Annotated in this window: 18 protein-coding genes and 4 pseudogenes; 13 read left to right on the top strand and 9 right to left on the bottom strand. The window is 61.9% G+C overall.

Going from position 1 to position 24416, the window contains the following annotated elements:
- Positions 1-40: 40 nt before the first annotated feature.
- The 4 genes from U1737_RS09335 to U1737_RS09320 form a co-directional block, all read right to left on the bottom strand.
- Positions 41-2884: a TonB-dependent siderophore receptor gene (locus U1737_RS09335; RefSeq protein WP_332796563.1), complete on the bottom strand. Its 2844-nt coding sequence runs from the start codon at positions 2882-2884 to the stop codon at positions 41-43.
- Positions 2885-2978: 94 nt separating this feature from the next.
- Positions 2979-3914 (bottom strand): FecR family protein, encoded by a 936-nt coding sequence (locus tag U1737_RS09330; RefSeq protein ID WP_332796562.1) that lies wholly within the window; start codon positions 3912-3914, stop codon positions 2979-2981.
- A complete protein-coding gene (locus U1737_RS09325; RefSeq protein ID WP_332796561.1) occupies positions 3898-4473 on the bottom strand; it encodes an RNA polymerase sigma factor in 576 nt (191 codons plus the stop codon). Before U1737_RS09325 ends, U1737_RS09330 begins: the two co-directional genes overlap by 17 nt.
- Before the next feature lie 468 nt (positions 4474-4941).
- A complete protein-coding gene (locus U1737_RS09320) occupies positions 4942-5370 on the bottom strand; it encodes a GlcG/HbpS family heme-binding protein (RefSeq protein WP_332796560.1) in 429 nt (142 codons plus the stop codon).
- Positions 5371-5630: 260 nt separating this feature from the next.
- On the opposite strand from U1737_RS09320, the gene U1737_RS09315 reads away from it, so the two are divergent.
- The 9 genes and pseudogenes from U1737_RS09315 to U1737_RS09275 form a co-directional block, all read left to right on the top strand.
- On the top strand, positions 5631-6509 hold the full coding sequence (locus tag U1737_RS09315; RefSeq protein ID WP_332796559.1) for a TauD/TfdA dioxygenase family protein: 879 nt from the start codon (positions 5631-5633) through the stop codon (positions 6507-6509).
- Entirely contained in the window at positions 6506-7810 is a 1305-nt protein-coding gene (locus tag U1737_RS09310) for an MFS transporter (protein WP_332796558.1), read from the top strand. The genes U1737_RS09315 and U1737_RS09310 overlap by 4 nt, the downstream gene beginning before the upstream one ends.
- Before the next feature lie 176 nt (positions 7811-7986).
- Complete coding sequence (locus tag U1737_RS09305; RefSeq protein WP_332796557.1) at positions 7987-8556, top strand: alpha/beta hydrolase; 570 nt, start codon at positions 7987-7989, stop codon at positions 8554-8556.
- Positions 8557-8716: 160 nt separating this feature from the next.
- Positions 8717-9607, top strand: a complete 891-nt coding sequence (locus U1737_RS09300; protein WP_332796556.1) for a fatty acid desaturase — start codon at positions 8717-8719, stop codon at positions 9605-9607.
- Entirely contained in the window at positions 9604-10422 is an 819-nt protein-coding gene (locus U1737_RS09295) for a phosphate/phosphite/phosphonate ABC transporter substrate-binding protein (protein WP_332796555.1), read from the top strand. Before U1737_RS09300 ends, U1737_RS09295 begins: the two co-directional genes overlap by 4 nt.
- Positions 10419-11369 (top strand): serine O-acetyltransferase EpsC, encoded by a 951-nt coding sequence (epsC, locus tag U1737_RS09290; RefSeq protein ID WP_332796554.1) that lies wholly within the window; start codon positions 10419-10421, stop codon positions 11367-11369. Before U1737_RS09295 ends, epsC begins: the two co-directional genes overlap by 4 nt.
- Positions 11366-12148 carry a gamma-glutamyl-gamma-aminobutyrate hydrolase family protein gene (locus tag U1737_RS09285; protein ID WP_332796553.1) on the top strand — a complete coding sequence of 261 codons (783 nt, stop codon included), beginning with the start codon at positions 11366-11368 and terminating at the stop codon, positions 12146-12148. The genes epsC and U1737_RS09285 overlap by 4 nt, the downstream gene beginning before the upstream one ends.
- A 229-nt stretch (positions 12149-12377) precedes the next feature.
- Positions 12378-13208 carry a chromate resistance protein ChrB domain-containing protein gene (locus U1737_RS09280; RefSeq protein WP_332796552.1) on the top strand — a complete coding sequence of 277 codons (831 nt, stop codon included), beginning with the start codon at positions 12378-12380 and terminating at the stop codon, positions 13206-13208.
- Positions 13208-13891: pseudogene (locus U1737_RS09275) on the top strand (chromate transporter); the annotation flags it as partial. The gene U1737_RS09280 and the pseudogene U1737_RS09275, both read left to right, overlap by 1 nt.
- Before the next feature lie 65 nt (positions 13892-13956).
- Here U1737_RS09275 and U1737_RS09270 read toward each other — a convergent pair.
- A complete protein-coding gene (locus U1737_RS09270) occupies positions 13957-14679 on the bottom strand; it encodes an IS6 family transposase (protein ID WP_332796551.1) in 723 nt (240 codons plus the stop codon).
- 831 nt (positions 14680-15510) lie between these two features.
- On the opposite strand from U1737_RS09270, the gene U1737_RS09260 reads away from it, so the two are divergent.
- Both U1737_RS09260 and U1737_RS09255 read left to right on the top strand, forming a co-directional pair.
- Positions 15511-16314, top strand: a complete 804-nt coding sequence (locus U1737_RS09260; protein WP_332796550.1) for a hypothetical protein — start codon at positions 15511-15513, stop codon at positions 16312-16314.
- A gap of 355 nt (positions 16315-16669) precedes the next feature.
- Positions 16670-16903 (top strand): annotated as a pseudogene (locus U1737_RS09255) (transposase); the annotation flags it as partial.
- Positions 16904-16916: 13 nt separating this feature from the next.
- Here the strand turns inward: U1737_RS09255 and U1737_RS09250 are convergent.
- A protein-coding gene (locus U1737_RS09250) for an IS3 family transposase (protein ID WP_443027108.1) occupies positions 16917-18157 on the bottom strand; the annotation gives its coding sequence in 2 pieces (ribosomal slippage) (positions 16917-17809 and positions 17809-18157; 1242 coding nt in all).
- A 56-nt stretch (positions 18158-18213) separates the two neighbouring features.
- Here U1737_RS09250 and U1737_RS09245 point away from each other — a divergent pair.
- Positions 18214-18570 (top strand): annotated as a pseudogene (locus U1737_RS09245) (transposase); the annotation flags it as partial.
- Between the two features lie 121 nt (positions 18571-18691).
- Here U1737_RS09245 and U1737_RS20705 read toward each other — a convergent pair.
- The 3 genes and pseudogenes from U1737_RS20705 to U1737_RS09235 all read right to left on the bottom strand — a co-directional run bounded on the left by U1737_RS20705 (position 18692) and on the right by U1737_RS09235 (position 21110).
- On the bottom strand, positions 18692-19174 hold the full coding sequence (locus U1737_RS20705) for a PilZ domain-containing protein (protein ID WP_443027107.1): 483 nt from the start codon (positions 19172-19174) through the stop codon (positions 18692-18694).
- A 281-nt stretch (positions 19175-19455) separates the two neighbouring features.
- Positions 19456-19821: pseudogene (locus U1737_RS09240) on the bottom strand (integrase core domain-containing protein); the annotation flags it as partial.
- Positions 19822-20882: 1061 nt separating this feature from the next.
- On the bottom strand, positions 20883-21110 hold the full coding sequence (locus U1737_RS09235; RefSeq protein WP_332796548.1) for a hypothetical protein: 228 nt from the start codon (positions 21108-21110) through the stop codon (positions 20883-20885).
- Positions 21111-21574: 464 nt separating this feature from the next.
- On the opposite strand from U1737_RS09235, the gene U1737_RS09230 reads away from it, so the two are divergent.
- Complete coding sequence (locus U1737_RS09230; RefSeq protein WP_332796547.1) at positions 21575-24076, top strand: putative bifunctional diguanylate cyclase/phosphodiesterase; 2502 nt, start codon at positions 21575-21577, stop codon at positions 24074-24076.
- The last annotated feature ends 340 nt before the right edge of the window (positions 24077-24416 follow it).

Raw genomic sequence — 24416 nt, 5'->3', positions numbered from 1 at the left:
AAAAAGGAGCACGGCAGGGGTGGACCGCGCCCAAGGGGAGTTAGAAGTCGAAGCGCACGCTCGCCACCGCGTTGCGGCCGTTGATCGGACGCGCGAAATACGTGTTCTGGCCCGTATTCTCGACGAACCCACCGCGCGGGTTACCTTCGGTAAGTCCGATCACGTTGCCGATATTCTCGACGCTCGCCGACAACGATACCGCCTCGTCGAGCCGGAACAGCACGCCCGCCGAGAACACCGAATACGCCGGCAGCTCGAGCGAGTTCGACACGTCGGCATAGATCTTCCCGATCCGCTTCCAGCTGCCATAGATCTCACCCAGATTGTTCGGCAGCACGATCGCCGGGGTGACGTTGATGTTGAGCGCCGGCGTCCGCTCCGGCCGGTTGCCGCCAAACCCCTGCACGGTCGCCCGCAGCGCCGGATCGATCGTGTTGAGATCGACGACCACTCCGTTGCGTCGCGCGATCAGCTCGCCGATGCTGATGCTCGAATCCTGGATCACGCCACTCGCCTGCAGCCGGAACCAGGTCGTCGGGCGCAACGTGACGTCGAACTCGCCGCCGTACACCTTGATCCCCGAATTGGCGGTCAGCTGCTGCGTGATCTGCACGCCGCCGACGGTCGAGGTGATGTCGCGCGACTGCGGGTAATCGAGGAATTTGGTGTAGAAGCCGGTGACCGACGCCTGCAGGAAGCCACTCGAATAGCGCACGCCGCCTTCCGCGAACCGCAGATTGGTCGGCGTGTTCTGCTCCTGCGCCTGGAACCCGGTGGCATAGCGGCCATAGACCGCGAGCCGCGGGGTGATCAGGTAGTTCGCGCCCAGCGTCCACGCGACCTTGTTGAACTCGCGGCGCTGCGCCGTGTAGGTGCCGGCAAAGCTGTTGTTGATGTAGTTGTTGGCGATGATGTTGTCGTTGTCGACCAGCAGGTTGCCGTTCGCATCATACGTGCCCGATCCGGCGATCGGCGCGCGGTTGATTGTTTCCCCCGCCAGCCGGTTGAACACGAAATGCTCGAAACGCGCGCCGCCGTCGATCCGCAGCTTGTCCCACAACGTCAGCTGGTCGGTCGCATAGGCCGAGATCGAGCTGAATTTGGCGCGGCTCGGACCCTCGCCAAACGTGCCATAGGTCAGGAAGCCGTTCTCGGTCAGCGATCCGACCACGTTGTTGGCGGCGTTGAGCGCGACCACGTCGACGCGGCGCGCCCGGTCCTGCACGTCGGTCAGGAACGTCGCGGTACCGATCGCATCGTTGTAACGGCTTGACCGCGTGAACAGCCCGCCCAGCGTCAGCGAGTTGGTCGGGGTCTGCCACGTGATCCCGGTATCGCTGTTGAACTCCTTCACCGACGCGCGATTGCGGCCGATCACGCTCTCGGCGATCAGCCCGTTGCCGTTGATCGCGTTGAGCGCCGCGGTGCCGGTGATGACCTGGCCGGTATCGACATAACGGAGGCCGAGCTTGTTCGCCCCCTGCGGCACGAACCGCGCGAGCGTCTGCGCGCTGGTCGGGTTGTTCGCCAGCCGGTCCGACGCAAGCCCCAGCCCGGAATTGTCGTACGAGAAGATCGAATTGAAGTCGGTACCGAAGTTCGTGTAGCGGCCGCGCGCAAAGAAATTGAAGTCGCTGCCGATATCCTGCGTCAGGTCATACCCGTACGACTGCGCCTTGGTGTGCACGCCGTCTTCGAGGTCGATGGGCTGGAACGAGCGCCCAGTGGTCGGCGAGGTACGCGTACGGACGAGCGAGAAGTCTCGGCTCTGGAGCAGGCCGTGGGTCGCGGACAGGCCGGGGATCGATTTCGGATCGCCGACCCCGGTCAGCGGAATACCGACATAGAAGATGTTGCTGTCGTCGACGACCTTCGCCGACAGCGTCAGCTTGCCGCCGGTCCAGCGCTGCGCGATTGCGCCGCGAAAGATGAAACCGTGGTTCGCGTCATACCCCGGATCGCGGATGCCGTCGTCCTTGCGGTAGAACCCGCCGATCGAGATCGCCGTGTTCTCGGCGATCGGCTTGGTCATGAACGCATCGACGCGTGCCGTCCCGAAGCTCGACGTGGTCAGTTGGAACGTACCGCCGGACTTGTCGAAATCGGGTTTGCGCGTGATGAAGTTGACCGTCGCGCCCGCGCCGTTGACGGTCAGGATGCCCGACGACCCCGACCGAACCGCTTCGAGACGATCGATCGAGACTTCCTGCTTCAGGATCGTGTCGCTGAGCGCATTGATGTAGAAAACGGGCAGCCCGTCCTCCTGCAACTGCACGAATTGCTGGCCACCACCGGCGAGGCCGCGGACCGAGAAATTGTTCGAGACTTCGCCGCCCGACCCTTCGACGAACACCCCCGGAATCAGCTCGAGCGCCTGCGCAGTCGAGCGCGGCGCCTTGCGGTCGAGGTCCTCGCGGGTCGCGACGGTAACAGCCGACGACGAGGTCAAAACGGTCTGGCCGCGCGCACGCGTGCCGGTGACGACGATCTCGTCGAGTTCGTTGCTGGCCTGCTGCGTCTCGGGCTGGACGCCGACCGGTGTTGCGGGATCGGTCTGCGACACTTGCGACGCGGCGACGGCACCGGTGGCGAGGACGGCCGTGCGACCGTCGAACGATACGAGCCTCAGGCCGGATGCGGTGGCAATGCGGCGAAGCCCGTCGGTGATGGCGAGATTACCGCGGATTGCGACGATCCGCCGACCGCGCGTGGCGTCTTCGGGTGCGATGATCTGGATACCGGCCTGGCGCGCGAAGGCGACGATGCCGGTCGATGCGGACTGCGCCGCGACGTCGAAGCTACGGGTCTGTCCAAAGGCCGCGGCGGGCGACGCGACGACGAGGGCGCTGGCCAACACCAGACCCGTATACAGCTGTGAACGCATGACATTTCCTCCCTGCGATTATCCCGAACGCGTCTTCAGCGCGTCTGGGGATAGAGATGCGTCGCCGTCGGATTTCCGTCAGTGCACCGCGGAATTATTCGACGACCCGCAAATCGCTGCCATCGCGCTCGATCCGCGCGCCCGTCATCGCCGCCGCCGAGCGCGCAAACCCTTCCATGTCGTCGGTCCGGAACCAGCCGACGATCCTGCGATCCGCGAGCGGCGCCTCGACCGACAATTGCCGAGTGTTGTACCGGTTGAACTCGGCCGCCGCATCGCCCAGCGTCATGCCATCGAGCACGATCTCGCCCTTCCGCCAAGCCAGCGTCTCCGCAGGCTTGGCCGTCGACACGATCGTCTCGGCGGTGCCGGATGCGTCCGCGACGACCGCGTGCTTGCCCGCGTCGAGGGTAACGAACCGTTCGGGCGCGGCTACCGACCAGACCCGCACGCGCCCCTCGGTTACAGTGACTTCGGCGCGGCCGACATGGCGCCGCACGGCAAAGGCCGTACCGACCGCCCGCACGCGGACGTCGCCCGCGGAGACGATGAACGGGCGCGCATGGTCCTTTGCGACCGCAAACCAAGCCTCGCCGTCGTCCAGCGCGACCGAGCGTTGTTCGGGGGTCATCCGCACACGCGTCCGGCTCGCGGTGTTCAGAACAATCGTCGAACCATCGTCGAGTTTGGCGATACGACGCTCGCCGACCTTCGTGGCCAAGGCCGTATCGCCGCGCGTTTCCAGCCAGATCGCACCGACCACGGCAGCGGCAACCGCCAGCCCCCCGCTGGCGGCCAGCACGCGACGGCGTGACCATGGGGGCACAGTCTCTATCGAACCGTCGTCCACCTCATCCGCGTCGATCCCGGTCCACACCGCGCGGGCGCGCAACAATGCACCCGAGTGACGCGGATGCTCCGCACACCAATCCTCGATCTCACGCGCCAGATCGGCATCGTCCGGTGCCCGGTCCAGCCGAGCAACCCAACGCGCCGCAGCCGTTTCGATCACGTCAGGCTGGTCGGGCATGACGGCTCCTCACGGTGCGGGCAGGTAGGTCGGCACGGTCTTCCGCCGAAAGTCCGTTCAATATGGTCTTCAATCCTCGTGCCAAGTCATTCTCGACGATGGTTTCGGTGATCCCCAGCGCGCACGCGATATCCCTCTGCGACAGTCCTTCGACCTTGCGCATGCGGAAGATCGTCCGGCTACGTTCGGGAAGGTCGGCGAGCAGATGTTCCACCCGTGAGAGCAGTCCCCGTCCGGCAACGATGCGTTCAGGCGACAGATGATCGGCCGCCAGCGCACCTTCGAGATCGGCGCTGGTCCCGACGACATCGATCCGCACGACCCGCGAACGCCGCAGTTCTGCGAGCACGACATTTCGCGCCGTCTGGAACAGGTACCGCCGTGGGTCCTCCACGCGCCTGAAGTCGGCCAACGCCGCCAGCCGGCAATAGGATTCCTGGACGACGTCATCGACATCGACGCCGGGAAACCCGGTACGGAGCCACCGCCGCAACGCAGGCTCGTGCGGCAGGATCTGCCGCGCGACCCATGTCACAAGCTCGGTACTCAAACGCGTCATGTCACCCCTTGGCCATCGCATGGATGCTCGGCGTGGATACTTCCGTCACGTCTAACCGAAATTTTTAAGGACGTTAACGCCGCCCGATAACCAAAGAGCCTTCTCTGTATGGTCGAACTGAAGTGATACGAGATCGTTGTCGACGATCTGCATTCCGACTGTTTGCGGCCGCGACAATGTCGACCCAAATGTTGACGTTCGGCACTGCGTGGCGGCTTCCCATAAGCTGCCTTTTGTTCATTTGCGTGGCATAGGCAGAAGCTGCCTCAAACCTACCGGGCCCTTCATACTACCGCACAAGCCGTCCACCGGCTTCAGCCTTGCCCGGGAAAGACACATCTGCCGAGATTGCAGATCCCAACCTGCCCCATCACATCGCCTGGAAGTTGTTAACCCCCGCCCCGCGGCGATGCCCCCGAGCACGCGGGTGCGCAACCGATCCAGTCGTCACGACCATTTTTGCCGATTTCAATCCAAGACAGACAGGCCGGCCGCAGCAATGCCGGCTAGCGCGCACGTCTCGTCATTGTCCGAGGTGTCGCCGGTCACACCCACTGCACCAACCAACTGGCCGTCTGTGTCGACGATGAGCACTCCACCCGCCGCAGGCACGACGCCGTGCGGAGAGATGGGCCCGAGCGAGGCGATGAACGTCGGTCGCTCCGACGCCATCTCGGCAATCTTACGGCTCGATATGCCGAGCGCGAGCGCCCCGCCCGCTTTGGCCATCGCGATCTGCGGCCGCAGCGTTGAGGCCCCGTCTTCACGCTGCATCGCGACGAGATGACCTCCAGGATCAAGCACCGCCACGCATAGCGGCTTGAAATCGAGCTCCACCCTCTTCTGCAACGTCGCCATGATAATCTGGCTGGCAAGTTCAAGCGTGATGCGCACCATGCATGGTTCCTTTGTATCGACCGCTATACGGGACGGCCGGTGATCGGCGCGGGGTTGGCCGGGATCATGGCCAATGGGGGAATGCCTCGACCGCCTTCAGCGATCCACGCGGCGCCGATTTCGGCAGTTGCCGCACACAAATATGCCCCGGTTGACCGGCCCAAACAAATGCTTTGCGGCCCACGTTAGCGGTCGATCGTTAAAACCGTCATGCGGCGGTCGATCCTCGTCGACTGCGAACGTGCGATTATGGAGTACGGATGATGGGCGATCTTCTGGCGAGTCGAGTTGGCCTTGAAATTGTCGAAACGGGAAAGGGCGTAGGCGCGGAGGTTCGGGGTATCGATCTTCGGACGCTAGACGATCAACAGTTCGCCGAGCTGCAGCAGGCTTCGCTCGACAATCTTGTCCTGCTCGTCCGCGACCAATCGCTGTCGGACGCGGACCTGATCGCCTTCAGCCGCCGGTTCGGCGACCTCGATCTTGCGCCCATCCAGGAGACCGGCCGCCGTTTCGTCGAGGGACTACCCGAACTCTATGTCGTCTCGAACGTGGTCGAGGGCGGCGTCCCGATCGGCAGCCTCGGCAATGGCGAGGCGGTCTGGCACACCGACATGTCCTATGTCGAAGTCCCGCCCCAGGCGAGCGCGCTCTATGCGCTGGAAGTGCCGCCGACTGGGGGCAATACGAGCTTTATCGATATGTACGCCGTGTACGAGGCGCTGCCCGATGACTTGAAGGCTCGCATCGCCGGACGCCGTGTCAAGCACGACGGCACCTACAATAGCGGTGGTTTCCTGCGCCAGGGCGTCACGCCGAGCGACGATCCGCGCGAAGCGCCGGGCAGTCTGCACCCGTTGGTCTACACCCATCCCGAAACCGGGCGCCCCGCACTGTATCTCGGCCGCCGGCGAAATGCCTATATCGATGGTCTGGATCTGGCCGAGTCCGAAGCGTTGCTCGACGAGCTTTGGGATCATGTCGACGGCGACCGGTTTGGATGGAGTCATCACTGGCGCAAGGGTGACCTGGTGCTGTGGGACAATCGCTGCACGATGCACCGGCGTGATGCGTTCGATCCTGCCGCACGGCGCGTGATGCACAGGACGCAGATCAAGGGGACGGGCCGACCTGCATGACGGGCCATGGCCTGAGCCGGACCGAGGCGGTCGCTCGTCACGTCCCACGGTGGATGAGCATCCCGAACCGCATCCTCGCGGTACTCTGCCTGATGTATCTGGTGCTTTACATCGACCGAGTGAATCTGGCGACGGTTGGCCCGCGGATGACCGCCGAACTGGGCATTAGCAACACCCAGTTCGGCTTGGCGATCTCCGCCTTTTCCTATCCGTATGCCCTGATCCAGCTTTTCGGCGGTCGGGTCATCGACCGTTTCGGGCCGCGACGCATGCTGCTGATCTGCGGTGCGATCGTTTGCGTGGCGACGGTGTTGACCGGTCTGATCGGCGGGATGGCATCGCTGTTCGCACTGCGTCTCGCGCTCGGCATCGGCGAAGGGTTCGCCTTCCCCGCCGCGACGCGCGCCATGGCGACATGGCTGCCACCGGCGCGCTGGGGCTTTGCGCAAGGGATCACGCACGCCGCCGCGCGGCTCGGCAATGCGCTGACCCCGCCGCTGCTGGTCGGGTTGATGGCGCTCGTGTCCTGGCGGGGGGCGTTCGTGGTGCTAGGCCTTGCGAGCGCGGTCTGGGTGATCCTGTGGCTGGTGGTCGCGCGAGAGAACCCGGAACGACACCCCGGCATGTCCGACGAGGAACGCGCCGCACTGGCCCCGGCCGCGCAACAGGCTGCCACCACGCCTCCCGTCCCGTGGTGGCGGCTCGCGCGGCGGATCGCGCCCGTCACCGCCGTCGATTTCTGCTATGGCTGGACATTGTGGGTGTTCCTGACGTGGCTCCCGTCGTTCTTCTTCAAGAATTTCGGGCTCGACCTGAAGCACTCGGCGCTGTTCTCGGGCGGCGTGCTGTTGGGTGGCGTGATCGGCGACTGGGTCGGTGGAGCGGCCAGCGATTATATCTACCGCAAGACCGGCAGCCTGCAGGCGGCGCGGCGCAACCTGATCATCGTCGGAATGGTCGGCGCCTTCGTGTTTCTCGTGCTCGTGGTCCTCACCCACGACCTGACGACGGTCGCGATATGCCTGTCGCTCGCGTTCTTCTTCTCCGAGCTTGTGGTTGCGCCGATCTGGGCCGTCCCGATGGACATCGCGCCGCAATATGCCGGCACCGCCAGCGGCATGATGAACTTCGGCTTCGGGATCGCCGGTATCCTCTCTCCGCTGGTGTTCGGCGTGGCGGTAGATCTCACGGGAAGCTGGTCGATCCCGTTCTGCGCCTCGCTGGCGCTACTCCTGGTCGGCGCAGGCCTGTCGTTCTTCATGCACCCGGAAAGGCCTTTCCAAGTCGACGGACCTCGCTGAGTCGGAATGGGGAACGCGCCGCTTTGCAGGACGTGGTGACATATCGCGTGAAATCTAATCGCCCCGATCTCAGCCGAGACCCGGGATAGAACGGTCTGGCGCGTATCTGAACAGCCACATTGCGCCGCTAACCGGAAGACGGCAGCTTGTGCGTTCACGGAATGGGAGACCGGATTGTGTCTGTTGCTGTCCTGGATAGCCATCGGCTGACGCTTATCGCGCTCGTCCCCGACAAGGCCGTCTCCATATTCGAGCGGTTCCGGGAGTTTCCGCGGTTTGGCGATGCTCAGCATATCGCTGTTCGCAGCCGTACCGCGGCCGAGCGAACGGCGCTGGCGGCGCGGATCGATGCCGCCGTATCGGCGTCGGATCGTGCCGTCATGCTCCTGGCGCAGGGGAGTGCCTGCGCGGCCGCCGCATGGTGGGCGCGACTGTCGCCGAAAGCCTATACCGCGAACGTTGCTGGCGCCCTGTTGATCGCCCCCGAAGGCGCAGGCTCGCATCACGGTCATTTTGCGGCACCGAAAATCGGCCTGCCCTTCCCGTCGATCGTCGTCGGCGCCGATGACGAAGCGCAGCGCCTCGGCGTGGAATGGGGCAGTCGCCTCATCGATGGCCCGCTCCTGAACGCGGCAACGGCGCCGACCAACCGCCTGCGCGCCATCATCGAACGCTTCACGTCCGCAGTGGTCGAGCGCGACGTCGGTGCCGCGTACCGCATCATCCAAGCGATCGGAGACGCCTAGCTGCATGGCGGCCGTCAAGTTAGACTGGCCGAACGTCGGGCGATGCGAGCGCCCTGTCGTAAATCGCCGTGACGAAGCAAACCTATCCCAGCGGCGCACCTTTGCTTGCTTTCAATTCCCATCGATCGAGGGGATGTTGGCAGCAGCAAAGGAGGTGGATATGCGAAATCTCGTCGCGAGGATGCCCGTTATCGAATGGCCCACGCTCACGGTCGCCGTCCTGATCTACGCTGGCTGGATCGCGCTTACCGCGTTTCACGCGCAGGTTCCGCTTCCCGTGCTGATCGTCCTCGGCGGATGGCTAGTCGCCTGGCAGGGATCGCTGCAACACGAGACGATCCACGGCCATCCGACCGGGATCGGCTGGATCGACGGCGCGATCGGCTTTGCCCCCTTGTCGCTCTGGCTGCCGTACCGGCTGTATCGCCGAAGCCATCTCGCGCATCATGGCGCCAAGGTGATCACCGACCCCCGGCACGATCCCGAATCGCGTTACCGTCTATCCCGACGCGGCGCCCTCGCCGCTTCGCTGCAATCGACGCTGGTCGGCCAGATGATCTTCGGCCCGGCGCTGTCCATCGGCCGATTCCTGATCGGCGAGGCGCGACGTGCGGTCCGCAGTCCTGCTGCCGTCGCGCGAGACTGGACACCGCATCTGATCGGCGTGGCGGCGCTGTTGTGGTGGCTGGATCATGTCGGACTGAACCTTGCCACCTATCTGCTGGCCTTCGTCTATCCGGGCACCGCGCTGACGATGCTGCGGTCCTACGCGGAGCATCGCGCAGACCTGGCGAGCCCCGGACGCGCCGCCATCGTCGAGCGCGGTGGCCTGTTCGCATTGCTGTATCTCAACAATAATCTCCATGCCGCCCACCACGAACGGCCACGGCTCGCCTGGTATCGCCTGCCGTCCTATCACCGCAGCCACCGGGACCGGTTCGTGGCGCAAGGCGCGCCGGTGTATCGCGGCTATCGCGAGATCCTGCGCCGGTTCGCGTTTCGATCGCACGACGACATGCTCCATCCCGATCACCGGACGCGCTCCGCGTGACGCGGCTGGTCGCGTCGCTCGGGATGTACGATCATCCGGCGCAACAGGGATCGAACGATCGGATCTGGTCCGCGATCGTCCGTATCCTGCGCACCCGCGGGGTCGAAGGCGTGCCCGATGTCCTCGACCGGGCGCGCCACGTCCATGACCTCTGGCGGGACCCGAACCTGCTGTTCGGGCAGGCTTGCGGCTATCCGCTCATCGCCGACGATAGCCTTGCTCTGCACGTCATCGCCTTGCCGATCTACGACGTGCCGGGGTCGACGAGTAGCGACGCGACGCACGCCAGCGTGCTGGTGGCGCGCGCGAACGATGGGCGTAGATCGCTGGTCGACTACCGCGACACCCGCGCCGCGATCAACGATCCGCAGTCGAACACGGGCATGAACCTGTTTCGCGTGACGCTGGCGCCGATCGCCGAGACGAATGTCTTCTTCGCCAGCGTGGTGCAGACCGGATCGCACCGCGCCAGCGTCGCGGCGGTCGCCGCCGGAGACGCGGATATCGCCGCGATCGACGCCGTCACCTATGCCACGCTGGTGCGTCACGAACCCGATCTGGCCGCCCCGCTCAGAATCGTCGCGCGCAGCCCCGCCTCGCCGACGCTGCCGTTCGTGACGTCCGCGGCCACGAGCATCGAGACGATTGCAGCGCTTCGGCTGGCCTTGCAGCAGGTCATGACGGACTCTCGTCTCGCGGACGATCGCGCCATGCTCGGGCTAGCGGGTATCGTCCCCGCGAACTCCGACGCGCTTGCCCCGATCCGCGCGCTGGAACGTACCGCGATCCGCTTCGGCTATCCGGACCTGCGATGACAGCGCCGCATCAGCAAGTGCCCGATCTCGACGACGCCATCGCGGACCTGCGCGCCGCACGCGACGCTTGGCGACGCGAGGATGGCGGACGCCACAACGTCGCGCACTTCCCGTCGCGCATAGAGGTCGAGCGCGCGGTCGGCGATCTCGTCGTCGCGCTGTTTCCCGGTCGGCTCGGTGGCTATGCGGGGGATGGCGCGGGGGAAGACGCCTTCGTCGCCTCAGCACTTCGTCGCGCCCTGACGATCCTGCAGCGACAGGTGGCGAGCGAACTTGCCTATTGGCAGGAGGAGTCGGCGCACGCATTCGACCCCAGCCAGCCGGCGATGATCGTCCGTGTCTTCGTCGCAGAACTTGGGGCCATCCGCGAGATGGCCGACGCCGATGTCCGCGCCGCGTTTCTCGGCGATCCCGCGGCACGCAGCGCGGACGAGATCCTCATCTGCTATCCCGGTATCGTCGCGATGCTCCATCACCGTATCGCGCATGCGCTCTATAATCTCGGCGCGCCGATCGTCGCTAGAATCGTCTCCGAACTCGCCAACACGCGCACCGGCATCGACATCCACCCCGGCGCCACGATCGGGCGAGGCGTGTTCATCGACCACGGCACCGGCGTGGTGATCGGCGAGACCGCGATCATCGGCGACCGGGTCCAGATCTACCAGCATGTGACGCTCGGCGCGCGCAGCCCTCTCGGCGTGACGGACATGTCGGTGCGCGAGCGCTTGGCCCGCCATCCGATCGTCGAGGACGACATGGTGATCTATGCCGGGGCCACCATCCTGGGGCGGGTGACGATCGGTCGCGGCGCGACGATCGGCGGCAATGTCTGGCTGCTGGAGGACGTGCCGCCCGACAGCGTCGTGGCGCAACCGACCGCGGTGATCCTGAAAGGCGACGCCGCCACCCAGTTGCACGAAACGTTGCGCGGGCGAACCGCGTGACGCGTTTCTTTCCCTCGTGTCGTGATAACAGCCGTCGCGATGCAGAACCCGCACGCCCGGTGATCGGCGTGGTGTGCTGCAACGAAGTCGCCGATCGTCCGATCCAGGCGGTCGCCACCCGCTTCATCGATCCCCTCGTGCAGTATGCGGACGCGACCGTGCTGCTGGTGCCGGCGGTTGCGAACGCGCTGGACGCCCGGTCGCTGGCGACACGGCTCGATGGCCTGTTGCTTACCGGATCCCGGTCCAACGTGGCTGGCGACCGCTACGGCGGGGTCGACGTGGCGGCCGATACGCTGGATCTCGACCGCGATACCGTGGCGTTCGATCTTGCCGCGCGGATGATCGAGGCGGGCCAACCGGTCTTCGGCATCTGTCGCGGACTGCAGGAACTGAACGTTCTGTTCGGTGGTACACTGACCGATGCCGAAGCGGGGCACCACCGCCAGACCGGCGACGCAACGGCGTATGAAACGCTGTTCGATCATGTCCACGATGTCGCCTTGCAGACCGGCGGGTTGCTCGAAACGGCAATGGCGCGGTCGAGCGTCACGGTGACGTCGGTGCATCGCCAGGGCGTCGACCGACTTGGTACCGGCCTGAGCGTGGAGGCGGTAGCGATCGACGATGGCCTGATCGAGGCATTTTCCGCACGGCCTTGCGGCGGCGACGTCATCGCCGTTCAATGGCATCCCGAATGGGATGCCGCGGTCAGCGACGCCAGCCGCGCATTCTTCTCCCTGATCGGCCGATCGCTTAGAAATTCGACGAGTTCGTGAGCCAACACCCGCAACGAGATCGATCAGATCCTCGAAGATCGATCCACCAAAGAAGCTGGTCGGGGCCATCTCGCCTACCGGAATAGATCGAGAAACGCGAATTGCTGGCCGTGATGTTCCCGCCTTGACATGGCGCACACTTCGATGGCTTTTAGCGCCATGGGGACTGCGATCTCCCCACGAGGCGACAGGCTGGAGTATCGCGTCCCTATCTACCTGAGGACGCATCATGCCTGCGCTAAATGCCATCACCGTGGACAAGCTTGTTCGTATCGTTGGAACGCCGAACGGCCCTGTCGTCATCGATTTGGGACTGGATACGGTCCAGCATACCATTCCCGGCGTTCTACGTCGGCCCTTCGCCACTATGCCTGACTGGGCAGGTGGGTTCGTCGGCCAATCCGTCATTGTCGTCTGCGAGGATGGCGGCGCAAATAGCCAAGGCGCTGCCGCCTGGTTGCGGCAGGCCGGGGTTGATGCCGACTACCTGGCAGGAGGTTCACGCGCCTGGGCCAAGGCTGGGCTTCCTGTCGTCGACCAAGACGCGGTGCCGCTGCGCGATGCGGCGGGCCGCACGCTCTGGGTTACGCGCGCGCGCCCCAAGGTCGACCGCATTGCCTGTCCCTGGCTGATCCGACGCTTCGTCGATCCCACCGCCATGTTCCTGTTCGTCGCTGCGCCCGAAGTGCTGGCGGTCGCCAAGCGGATGGGGGCAACACCGTTTGACGTCGAAGGCGACGGCGTGCGGTGGACTCACGATGGTGAGCGCTGCACGTTCGACGTCATGGTCGATGCTTTCGGCCTTGGCGGATCGGATGCTCTGACCCGGCTGGCGACGATCGTGCGCGGAGCGGATACCGGCCACCTGGAAGCAGCGCCCGAAGCCGCGGGACTGCTCGCGGTGTCACTGGGCCTGTCGCGCATGTACGCCGACGATCTCGAACAACTCGACGCCGGGATGCTAATCTATGATGCGCTGTACCGATGGTGCCGCGATGCCACCGGCGAGACGCACAACTGGACCTCGCATGTCCCTGCCCGATCGAAGGAGCGCGTATAATGGCCATCTCCTCGCAATCCACGGGCTCTGTGCCGCTCGAACGGCCCGCGCCGGTGACGCTCGGCGCCGCCTTCTGGGTCTGGCTACGCATCGCATCGCTCTCGTTCGGTGGACCTGCCGGGCAGATCGCGATGATGCACCAGGTGCTGGTCGAGGAGAAACGGTGGATCGGCGAGCATCGTTTCCTGCACGCCCTCAATTACTGCATGCTGCTGCCGGGGCCTGAAGCGCAGCAGCTCGCCACGTATATCGGCTGGCTGATGCATCGCACGCGCGGCGGGATCATCGCGGGCGGTCTCTTCATCCTGCCCGGCCTGCTGTCGATCATGGCGTTGAGCTGGATTTACATCCTCTATGGACGGCTCGGCATCGTGTCGGCGATCTTCTTCGGCCTGAAGGCGGCGGTCCTCGCGATCGTTCTCCAGGCGGTCGCGCGGATCGGCGGCAGGGCGCTCAAGAATAGTGTCATGCGCACGCTGGCCGCGACCGCGTTCGTGCTGATCTTCTTCTTCTCCGTTCCGTTCCCGGTCGTCGTCCTGGGTGCCGGTCTGATCGGCTGGTTTGGTGGACGCGCGGGAAACCCGGTTTTTCAGGTCGGTGGAGGGCATGGTTCGGCCAAGGGGAGAATTGTCGCGGATGCAGATACGCTGCTCGGCGACGAGCTGCCGGCACACGCGAACCCGAGGTGCTGTCAGTCTAACGCGAACCGCTCTCCACATGATGCAGTTCAGTCTTTGAGCACAGCGGCCTAGCTCGCGAGGATCTGCCACTCCGCCAGGGCGGCGGAGCGTCGTTCCTTGTAGGTCTGGCGGTCGACGAGGTGGCGCTCGAGATTGAAGTGGTTGTGGACGTTGGCATGGACCGAGGCGAACTTCTGCAGGGTCTTCATTCGCCTGAAACGCAACATCGCGCGCTCCCGTCGTCGGAACGACAGGTGGCTGTTCTCGACCCGGTTGTTGGCCCAGCGTCCAACCTCCTGCTTATCGGTATTGCCCAGTTCCTTCATCGCCGCACCGTACGAGCGAAGTCCGTCAGTTGTGATCGTCTCGGGCCTACCGTGACGCTTCAGCGCCTTCTTCATGAAGGTGAGCGCTGCGTCCTTGTCCCTGGTTTTGGTGATGTAGCTCTCGAGGATCTCGCCCTCATGATCGACCGCTCGCCAAAGGTACACCATCTCGCCGTTCAGCTTCACGTACATCTCGTCGAGGTGCCAGCGCCAGTGGCGGAAGCCCCGCATCGCGCTTACCCGCTGCCGGCGGATATCGCCGGCGAACATCGGGCCGAACCTGTTCCACCACATGCGCACCGTCTCGTGACAGACGTCGATACCGCGCTCGGACAGCAGGTCCTCGACGTTGCGCAGCGACAGCGGGAAGCGCACGTACATCATGACCACGAGCCGGATCACCTCCGGCGACGAATTAAAACGGCGGAACGGGCTAGGCGGCAGTGCCCTCGATTTTCGGCTCATCCCGTTCCGGTATCATCCCCCCGCCCCGCCTGCCACGTTGGTCTGACAGAGCCTTTCTGCCGTTTAGTCGCGATGCCAAACTCAAGGAGCGACAGAATGCAGATATACACGGCACCCGAGAAGGAACTTTATGACGCGTCCATTGTATCACCCCCGTCACGCAACTGAAGCGCCCAGCCTTATGTTTGGACCGGTTGTCCATGATCACGACGTTGCCGGGTGAAAGATCGGGCACGGGGACGCGATTGACGTAGGTCGTGAAGGCTTCGCCGTCTGCGATCACTGTGAAGACGGCTTCTTTCCGTTCCAACGATAGGATTGCACCATCAGACCGTCGGATAAACCACCTAAGCTATCTGGCTCTGCTTTAATCGACCGCGAGGAGTTTGAGGTCCAAAACAAAAGCATTTTAGGACACGTAAAAACTCGCATTCTGCGGTTGCGTCCTTTATAGAATTGTGTTCCCTACTATCTGCTCCAAGCCGCGTGATTACTGGGGTGAACAACGACCTTTACGTCATTTCGGTGATTTGCTGACCCTCTACCGGGTCGTGATTCAGCGCGGCAAGTGCCTGGACGCTCCAACTACTTTTTACGACTAGCTTTATGAGCTGCCGGACGTTGTTCGGCCGCTGTCGCTATGCCCACACGGCAATAAACGAAAAGATATAGTAGTAGAAAATTACGCTTCTACGCAACTGCAGAGGCGATAATGTCTATTGAACTATAATATGGTTGACGAAACGTTAATCAGATTATATTCGATTCGCCGGCGTAGCCCCAGTATGTCCGGGAACAATATCGATTGTTTTGGCTCAATGGGAGGTCGTAATGGCATTCAGAGATAATAGCGTCCTGATATCGACGGCAGTAGACGTGACAGTTTTCGCTAATAATACCGATGATTCCTATGATGGTAGTGGAGGTGCAACTGCTTTTGTTGTGGAAACCGGCTTAAGTGGCGATGATGATTTCCTAAACTTCGGCAGCGATGATTCACTCATTACGGGCCGCAAGATTTTTGACGGCAATGACGACGGCTTAATCGCCTTTGGCCCCAACGGTGTGCTTGATGTCGACCGTTATGGTGGAGGTGATCGTCGCGCCGGTGCGGACCAGTTCCAGCTCGTCAACGGCGATGCAGACATTACCACGATTCGCTATCTTGGTACCAAGAGCAACGAAGCCGGCCAGCATGTCTATGCCAGCGCCAGCACGCTGTTCAATATGTTTGCCGCTTTCGGTGAGGCGAATGTGATTGAAGGTGAAGTCAGCAATGATTTGATTAGCATGAGCGGTGGTGCTTTGGTGCTGTTGCACGACAATGGTCTGGGTCTTAACCTCGGCAGCGACACCGTCACCGATTTTGGTGCGGACGATCTGTTCGTTACCACTAGCGTGCTTTTTGACAAGAATGGCAACGGCGTTGTTACGTTTGGCGGAAATGACGTTCTTGACACTTCGGGTGCAGGCGGATCGATGCCTAGTGACCCGACCACTGGACCAGGCGGGCAAGTCAACTTTACCGGCATCGACGGTCTAGAATACTTGGGTTTCAGCACGATCAACGGCGTAATCTACTACTATTATGGCACTGAAGATACAACGGCCGCGCCTGATGGTCTACAATTCTAAGGGTCTACCATATAGCACATTTAGACGGAATACGATAACACCCAGCAGCGGGAAGCCACTGCTGGGTTTATTGTTTGATCTGTCGCCGGATCAGTCGGTCCAGCCAGTGGCGGGACGTTCAGAAGCCAAGGAAGCTGGCGTTGGTCACCTTTCAGCGGATATCCCACCAACTTGCGAGTCTCGCGGCCAGACGACCTCCTACATATCGCCTGTGCTGATGCAGCCCATTTCCAGGCAGCCCATGTCTGCTATACCAAAGTCCAGTCCGTCAGGCTCCACCTGGGTCAAAAACTAGGGTCAGGACCCATCGATCTGAGAGGCACGATCTGATTCAAGCTCCGTGAGGAGACCGCGAATGAGCGACCTGTACTGGTCGACCGACGAGCAGATGGCGCGGCGCGAGCCATATCTCCGAAAGAGCCACGGCAAGCCCCGAGTTGACGATCGGCTGGTGTTGAGCGGCATCGTTTTCGTCAACCGCAACGGACTGCGCTGGTGCGATGCACAAGAAGTCTGGCACCATAAGACGCTCTACAAGCGGCGGGGCGAAAGGGGTGTCTTCGTCCGCATGATGGAGGGGCTGGCTGCCGTGTTGTTGCCCCCTAAAGGCCTGACAGAGCCTCGCAGTTTTGCGCGATGAACTCGCGTGGGGATCGATAGCGCAAAGCGCTATGCGGATGCACCTCGTTATAATGGGCGAACCAGCCGGGCAGTTGGCCGATGACGCTCTGCGCATTCGGCCTGGGGTTCACGCGGAGATAATCGCGCTTGAGAGTGCGAACGAACGTCTTAGCCATGCCGTTCGATTGAGGACTGCTGACCGGGGTCGTGCGCGGGATCAGCCCGATGCCCCGGGCGAACGCACGTGTGTTGCGAGCGGTGTAGCAGCTGCCGTTATCGGTGAGCCACTCGATCGGTTCGGGCACGCGGTTCACCTGTCCGTAGCGATGCTCGACCGTGGCGACCATCAGGTCCTGGACGTCCTCGGCGGTGATGCCGCCCGTCGTCGCCACGTGGCCCATCGCCTCACGGTCGCAACAGTCGAGCGCGAAGGCGACACGCACCTTCTCACCATTGTCGCAAGTGATCTCCAACCCGTCGGAGCACCAGCGGGTGTTGCGGAGGTCGACGGCGACCCGGCCGTCGTGATGTCGTTCCTCGCGGCGTTCGCCGTCCCGCTGCAGCAGCAGCCCGTGCACCTTCATGACGCGGTAGACGCGTTTCGGATTAGGCGCTGCGCGCCCGGTCTTTTCAGCCTCCCGGCGCAGCAGAGCATGAACGCGGCGATAGCCATAGGTTGGTAGATTGGCGACGAGCGCGCGGATGTCGGCGACCAGCTCGGCATCCGGCAGCGGCGGTCGTCCGCATGGTCGGGGCGCCGGGCGATGGCGCATTGCGGACAGGAGTGGGCGAGCAATTTCGACCGCCTCTGCGACCGCGCTCACCGTCCATCCCGCGGCAACGAAGTCGAGCGCAAAAGCAGTTTTTTTGGGCCTGCGGCCCGGGACACGGCCTCGCGGAGCAGCTCGTTCTCCATGGCCTTCTTGCCGAGCAGCCGGTGTAGTTCACGCACCTGCACCTCGAGCGCACTGTACTCGGACGCCGGCCCCACTTCCTCGCCCGCTGTCGCGGCGGTCAGCGCACCCTGCGCCATCAGGCGCCGCCAGGTGAAGATCTGATTGCCACCGATGCCGTGCCGGCGGGCGATGAGCGACACGCTCATGCCCGGCAGATACGTCTCCTCGACGATCCGGACCTTTTCCTCCGGTGTCCACCGCCTCCGGCGCTGATCACCGGAGAGAACCTCGCCATCGTTGTAACGCCTGGTCGTACCGTCAGTCATATGCCTCACTCTTAGCTAAGAGCGGGGCCCTGTGAGGTCATTTAAGGGGCCACCTCAAAGGTAGACCGCTCAGTTTCTTCATGACCGCTCGCCAAGTCAGCGACTACACCGGCGCTCCCGCGCTTCTCGACGATCTACGCCCCCGCGCGGTGGATGCTGGGCGATCGCGGCTACGACGCAAACTGGTACAGGGATGCCCTTCAGGCCAAGGGCATAACACCCTGCAATCCAGGCCGAAAATCCCGGATCACCCCCGTCAAATATGACAAGCGCCGCTACCGAAGCCGGAGCCGTATCTAGATTATGTTCGGACGGCTAAAGGACTGCGCCGCGTCGCCACCTGCTACGACCGATGCCCGACCGTCTTCTTCTCGGCTGTGGTTCTCGCCGCCGCCGTCATCTTCTGGCTATGATCAACCAGTCCTGACCCGAGGCATGAAATCGATGCCGGTCGCTACACTGACAATAGCCCTTCCAGTTAGCGGCAATTGGATTTCGTCTGCTGAAGCCGTTTTTACGGGAGGCCAGCCAGGGTTACGCCTGCGCCGCCGATCGTCGCCGAGGTGCGGCCTCGCTACCTTTACGGGGCGGGTCTGACTGCCCCTTCCCTTCAGCGTGATTAAGGGCGTCTAAGAGATCGTCGAAGCGCGGCGCTCTTTCAACGGGAAAGGCCTGTGCGAAACTACCTCCCAGCGCCTCCACGTATTGCTCAGCAAGCACCCCGCTGGCCCATGCTCGCGCCTGCGACCTCGAAATTGCTTCGACGAACCGCAGACCGGCCTCGCGCCCGTTCTTCCGGACCACAATGCACAATTTGGCTTGGTGACCGAACGAGCTGATTGTCACAACATCACCAGAAAGAAGCGTGTGAGGCGTATTAATCAGCATGCCAGACATCGATATGTTCCGAGCGTAGCAAGTGAACGAAGCCACGGTCGGACCACCGACCTGTACTCTTACGTGGGCGGCGTAACGACGCGCGCGCGGTAAAGGTTTGTGGCCAAGCAAATTGTCCATGCACCACCTACAAGCTGCTCAATGTGAGAACTGGCAGAACGTTGCGCACTGCCGATCGGACCGTTCGAGAATGCATGCTAGCCGGTATTCGTAAACGAGTTATGCGCTCGGCCATTGTTGCAATCCCGCAATAACCTGCTCTTGGTGCTCCCGCTGCAATATGACGGTCAACGGCACCGCGCCAGAGCGAGCGCGCGGGAGTCTCGATACGATGCGTGAACCCAGCATGCCCGTGAGGGTCCCCCGGTTTCTCATCCAATCTGAAAGTGAGTTTCCGGCGTTCATTCGGCCGCTTTGATGGCCGCGGCAGCAGCATATTCGACCGGCGTCATCCAGCCAAGCGATGTGTGAGGGCGGCTCTCGTTATAGTCCCGTCGCCAGGCCTCGATCTTGGCTCGGGCGTCGGCAATGGATAGGAACCAATGTGCGTTCAGGCACTCGTCACGAAGGCGACCGTTGAAAGACTCTATGAACGCATTGTCGGTTGGTTTGCCCAGTCGGCTGAAGTCCAGCGTGACGCCGTTCTCGTATGCCCAGCGGTCTAGAGCCTTCGAGATGAACTCCGGCCCATTGTCCACGCGAATGGTATTGGACGCGCCGCGGGTCGACGAAGTCCGTGCCATCGCCTCGACCACCTGCTTGCCCTGATCCCCTGGTCCTCCCGTTGGTCTAAGGCTGTCTGCTTGGCAAATGTCAGACGGCGAGATCGGGATGTTGGTATTGGATACAGTATTGAGGATCCGGCGCGGGCACCCGTCGGGTAAAGCCATCAAGGGAATAATACGGGACCTGCATTTGTCACGCAGGGTGGTAAACAGGGCGAGGCGGGCGCCTGAGGCGGACACGAACTACCGGGGAGAAGTACAGCCGCTGGCAAAATTGGAGCCGTTTTAGATGCGGCTCGAAGCGCTGTTGGAAGCGGATGCGGCACGACCGCGGCGCGAGAAACTGCGCATTCGCCTGTCCACGATCTGCTGCTGGGCCGGATGGCTTGCTTGTTGACCGCAATATATATTTTAAAGCCAGGAAGACGCTCAGCAAGTTCGCGACAGACGCTCGCGTAGCAGGGACATCACAGCCTAGGCACATTGCACCTTGTGGCGCTACCTGTCAGATAAAAGACCGGCGGAATTTGTCTGGTAAGCCTAATCAATATTAATATAATTTTAGAAATTCTTTACAGGCCGTTAACTAAGGCGGGCCCAAACGTTTGGTCATCGACTAGAGGACCGGTCAATGCGAGAAACAGATACAGAGCCTTATAACCGCAGGGCGGAACAGCATCTTGAGATGGCTGCCAATGCAGCATGCCTAGCAGCAAAAAAATCTCACCTGAACCTTGCAGCCCAATTGGCTACGAAATCTGAGTTGGTCCGGCTGCAGACAACGTCAACATCTTTTTCAGCACTTGGATAACAGGCACAACCATCACGCCCCGACGTCATCCCCGTCTTGATAGCGTCAACCGAGTTTGCCGCAATCAGCGTTCTCCATGAGCCGTTCGCTTTCCGAAACTCTAAATATACATAACCGTTTTCGCATTCCTGACAATTCCGACTCGATGCGTGCCGTGGCAAGCCCGCCGTATGTGCGACTCCATCAGAAACTCCGAGGACCTACATTTTCCGGAAGTGCACAGACAGCCTCGTAGAGCGGCTAACGTTTATTGGGGACTGTCGGCATGCCCTTACGGCCCTGCGAAGCTCGCTCAATCGGGCTTGTTTGGATCGTCCGCTTTAGGTCCAGCTGATTCGCGCAAGCCGCCTCCCTGCCCCGCCTCCTCAATCAATGCGTCAAGTGCCGCCGCATTGAGCCGTCCCGCCGTTCTCAGCGCGGCCCTGGCCGTGAGGTTCACGGCGAGATGATCCGGTCCTTCCATCTTGATGGAGGGACCTTCCCGAGAGACGTTACTTGCGTCGTCATAGATTTTCGGCATTCAAAAAACCTTTCTGCACGCGAGCTAAGAACCAGCGCAATTTGGTGCATATGCCTTGGACGTAGTGCGCTTTTGGCTCACCCGGCAAATGCCGTTGGGGCAGACCCGGCGCGGTTCAGTTTGAGAGGGCGAGGCACCCGCAATGCCTACCCGCTCTACCCTAACGATTGGTGCATTTGGTCTGACAGTGCCAGACAATCGGCGAAGCGTCGCATGACTAGCCTTCCCGTATCAGGTTCAACCTACCCGCAGCTCACGTCGGAATAGTCCGAAAACCTTGGACTGAAAATTCGCATGGCTGCCTCTTCGGTTATAACATCTCAACCATCATTCTATTCATTCACATCGTCGCCGTGGAACGAAGGTGGCGCGGCCGTGCCGTCCAACGCAAGAAATGATTAGTACTTGTTAGCATATCGGCGCTAGCGGGTATTCGGGGCAAATAGGCAGTGGGGGCTGCGAGAGTGGCATCGAAGTCTGCGAGCATATGGCTTGGACTACTGGTTCTCGTTCTAAGCTTAATGCCGCAGACGGCGTCGGCGGCAGGTATCGACTTGCGTCAAGCAGCCTGCACCACGAAACTTGCCGACATGGCCACGAATGCGGCGGTGGTCGCTGCGAGCTACCGCTGCGGCACCGACGCGCCGACAGACGGTGACGATTGGCTTTGGCTGCGTCTGGATGCTTCCCGCCTTCACAATCTTCCGCCTGATTGGACGCTGTTGGTCGATCAGACCCGATTCGACCGGATTGCAGTGTTGGTTACAAGCAAGAGTGGCGCAATGCGTCAAACCATGATGCATTCCGAACTGAGGGACCACTGGTCGCCCGGTGGCTTACTGAATTTTACGATCGAGCTGCCCGGTCACGACGTTCACCGTCTTTACCTTGGATTCCGCCACCTCGACGACATCTCGCTCATGCGGAAGATTGTCGCGACGCCCGGCTCGTCGGCATCCGCCAATGACACGACGTGGTTGCTGCTCATGGGGATGTTTGCCGGAACGCTGTTATCGGCGCTGCTCTACAACGCGGTTATCCATACGGGGCAACGCCACGCGTTTCAACGTTGGTACCTCCTTTGGGTCACCGTGGCTCTAGCCTATGGGCTGACATGGACGAACGTCGCTGCATTTGTCATCCCGGGTCTTGTCGGCCCGTTGGTCGTCCGGCTAGACTTTGTGCTCATTGGCCTGATGGTCGCGGCCGGCAACATGTTCTTTTTTGCCGTGATCGAAGAAGGCATCTTGCCGCGGCCTCTGGTTACCGCTGGTCGCCTGCTTTCAGGTGCCGGAGCTATACTTGGGTTGATGGCCGCAGCGGACATGTGGCTTCCTGTCGTTCTGACCGACCGGCTGCTCAATTATGCGATTGCGGCCACAGGCGTGATTATAGCAGGATCTTGCTTCATTGCTGTTCGGCGCGGCAGCCGCGTGATCTGGTTCTATCTGATTGGCTGGGGACCAGTGTTCTGCGTGTTTCTGGCGCGGCTGGCACGGAACCTTGGTTTCCTACCCCAAAGCGATGCCGTGGACATGGCGACTTTTGCGGCACTCGCGTTCGAGGCGCTGATATTGTCGCTTGCCATTGCAGACCGGTTTCACCTGATGCGAGGCGAACTCGAACTCGCGCATCGACGTCGCGAGATTGCCATTACAGAGGCGGAAACGCTGCGGATCGCGGCGGAGACTGATTTCCTGACGGGGCTTGGCAACCGCTCCGCTTTTCACAAGAAAGCCACCGCATTCGTTTGCAGCGGCACGCCATTCAGCTTGTTCTTAGTCGACGTGGATTTTCTCAAGGCCGCCAACGACCATTTGGGTCATGCCGGCGGAGACGCCCTACTTCGTTGTGTAGCGTCGGCGCTTTCGGCTACGACCGGCCAGCTGCAGGACTCTCTCGTCGCTCGGGTCGGGGGCGACGAGTTTGCTATTCTATGCCCAGGCGATCTGTCTGCGGAAAGCGCGCTTGCCAGCACGATCGCTGCCCTGCAAGGCAAGACGTGGAACCATACTGATGAGAATTGTACGATTTCGCTTAGTGTCGGCTCCGCACGCTTTCCGGACGACGGCAAAGCGACAGATATACTGTTTCAAAATGCTGATCTCGGACTTTACACCGCCAAGCGCCTCGGCCGGGCGCAATACTGCCGCTACGATCCACTACATCGTGCGTTGCGCGACCTCCAAACCGGGTTTACTTTCGATGCCGAAGCCGCTCTGACACAAGGTCAGTTTCGGCTGTACATGCAGCCGATCGTGTCATTCGCTACTGAAACCGTTTGTGGTTATGAAGCTCTGCTCCGTTGGGATCATCCTCAATACGGCCTTATGACGCCGGATCGTTTCGCGGATGTGCTCGTAGCGGAGAGGATCGGGCTGCGTATCCAAGAGCACATTCTGGAACTTGCTTTGTATCAGTTGCGCGAGCACGCTGATCAAATTGGGGTGCTTAGCGTCAATTTCACCTCGGCTCAGCTGGCAGGACCGAATGCGGGCAAGCAGGTGCTCGACCGGCTGGCTCACTATGGGGTTTCCGCAGAGTCACTTTGTATCGAGGTTACGGAAGGGGTAATGCTCGATCGGGCAGCAGATAGCATCCTTGCAAACCTAGAGATGCTGCATGACGCCGGAGTATGCATTGCCCTCGACGACTTCGGGACGGGATATGCCTCCCTCGTTCATCTTCGCCGAGTGACGGTGGACCGCATTAAGATCGATCGCTCCTTCGTATCCGGCATGGATCAACCCAACGGCGGAACGATGGCTATCGTGACCGCCATCATTGGTTTGGGTCGCGGCCTTGGGAAAGTGGTCGTTGCTGAAGGAATTGAGACCGAGGCACAAGCAATCTGCCTACGGCAACTAGGCTGTCAGCTTGGTCAAGGTTTTCTCTACGGACGCCCCGCTGCGCAACTTCTGGAGAGCACGCCGCAGATGCCACGAGGTAGCGGCTTTGCCGGCTAAGGGCCACGCTCTAGATTTGGCGCTCCCCGCTGAAGTGAGGCTTAGTGGTCAGAGCGACCCAGGTTCTGCCATTTGTTCAGCTTTCGATTTTCGACATAAATTTGGTCGATCGTCTGCCGACGGAGCAGGATTGTCGGCGCTGGGCACAATGCCGCCGGTCCAAAGTTACGAGCCATTGATCAAAAGGCCGAATTTTACCTCAGATTCGATTGAGCGGTCCACAATGTCGCCGCGGTGACGAGGGCCACGCTTTGCCGGCCTGCTTCACGCGGCTTGAGGGAACGCGAGTTCCAGTAACAGCAGATCTTCCGTAGTGCTCCGCACGCTTGTTAACTACTCG

The organism is Sphingomonas fucosidasi (assembly GCF_036663855.1).
GTDB lineage: Bacteria > Pseudomonadota > Alphaproteobacteria > Sphingomonadales > Sphingomonadaceae > Sphingomonas > Sphingomonas faeni_B.
The sequence above is the reverse complement of the archived record's forward strand: the minus strand, read 5'-3'. Positions and strand labels throughout refer to the sequence as shown.

Bases quoted from the DNA above. Each gene is read 5' to 3' on its own strand.
- U1737_RS09260 (WP_332796550.1), top strand. From the start codon at position 15,511: ATGGCATTCAGAGATAATAGCGTCCTGATATCGACGGCAGTAGACGTG.
- epsC (WP_332796554.1), top strand. From the start codon at position 10,419: ATGACAGCGCCGCATCAGCAAGTGCCCGATCTCGACGACGCCATCGCG.
- U1737_RS09320 (WP_332796560.1), bottom strand. From the start codon at position 5,370: ATGGTGCGCATCACGCTTGAACTTGCCAGCCAGATTATCATGGCGACG.
- U1737_RS09280 (WP_332796552.1), top strand. From the start codon at position 12,378: ATGCCTGCGCTAAATGCCATCACCGTGGACAAGCTTGTTCGTATCGTT.
- U1737_RS09310 (WP_332796558.1), top strand. From the start codon at position 6,506: ATGACGGGCCATGGCCTGAGCCGGACCGAGGCGGTCGCTCGTCACGTC.
- U1737_RS09315 (WP_332796559.1), top strand. From the start codon at position 5,631: ATGATGGGCGATCTTCTGGCGAGTCGAGTTGGCCTTGAAATTGTCGAA.
- U1737_RS09235 (WP_332796548.1), bottom strand. From the start codon at position 21,110: ATGCCGAAAATCTATGACGACGCAAGTAACGTCTCTCGGGAAGGTCCC.
- U1737_RS09330 (WP_332796562.1), bottom strand. From the start codon at position 3,914: ATGCCCGACCAGCCTGACGTGATCGAAACGGCTGCGGCGCGTTGGGTT.
- U1737_RS20705 (WP_443027107.1), bottom strand. From the start codon at position 19,174: ATGGACAATTTGCTTGGCCACAAACCTTTACCGCGCGCGCGTCGTTAC.
- U1737_RS09270 (WP_332796551.1), bottom strand. From the start codon at position 14,679: ATGAGCCGAAAATCGAGGGCACTGCCGCCTAGCCCGTTCCGCCGTTTT.
- U1737_RS09335 (WP_332796563.1), bottom strand. From the start codon at position 2,884: ATGCGTTCACAGCTGTATACGGGTCTGGTGTTGGCCAGCGCCCTCGTC.
- U1737_RS09300 (WP_332796556.1), top strand. From the start codon at position 8,717: ATGCGAAATCTCGTCGCGAGGATGCCCGTTATCGAATGGCCCACGCTC.
- U1737_RS09325 (WP_332796561.1), bottom strand. From the start codon at position 4,473: ATGACGCGTTTGAGTACCGAGCTTGTGACATGGGTCGCGCGGCAGATC.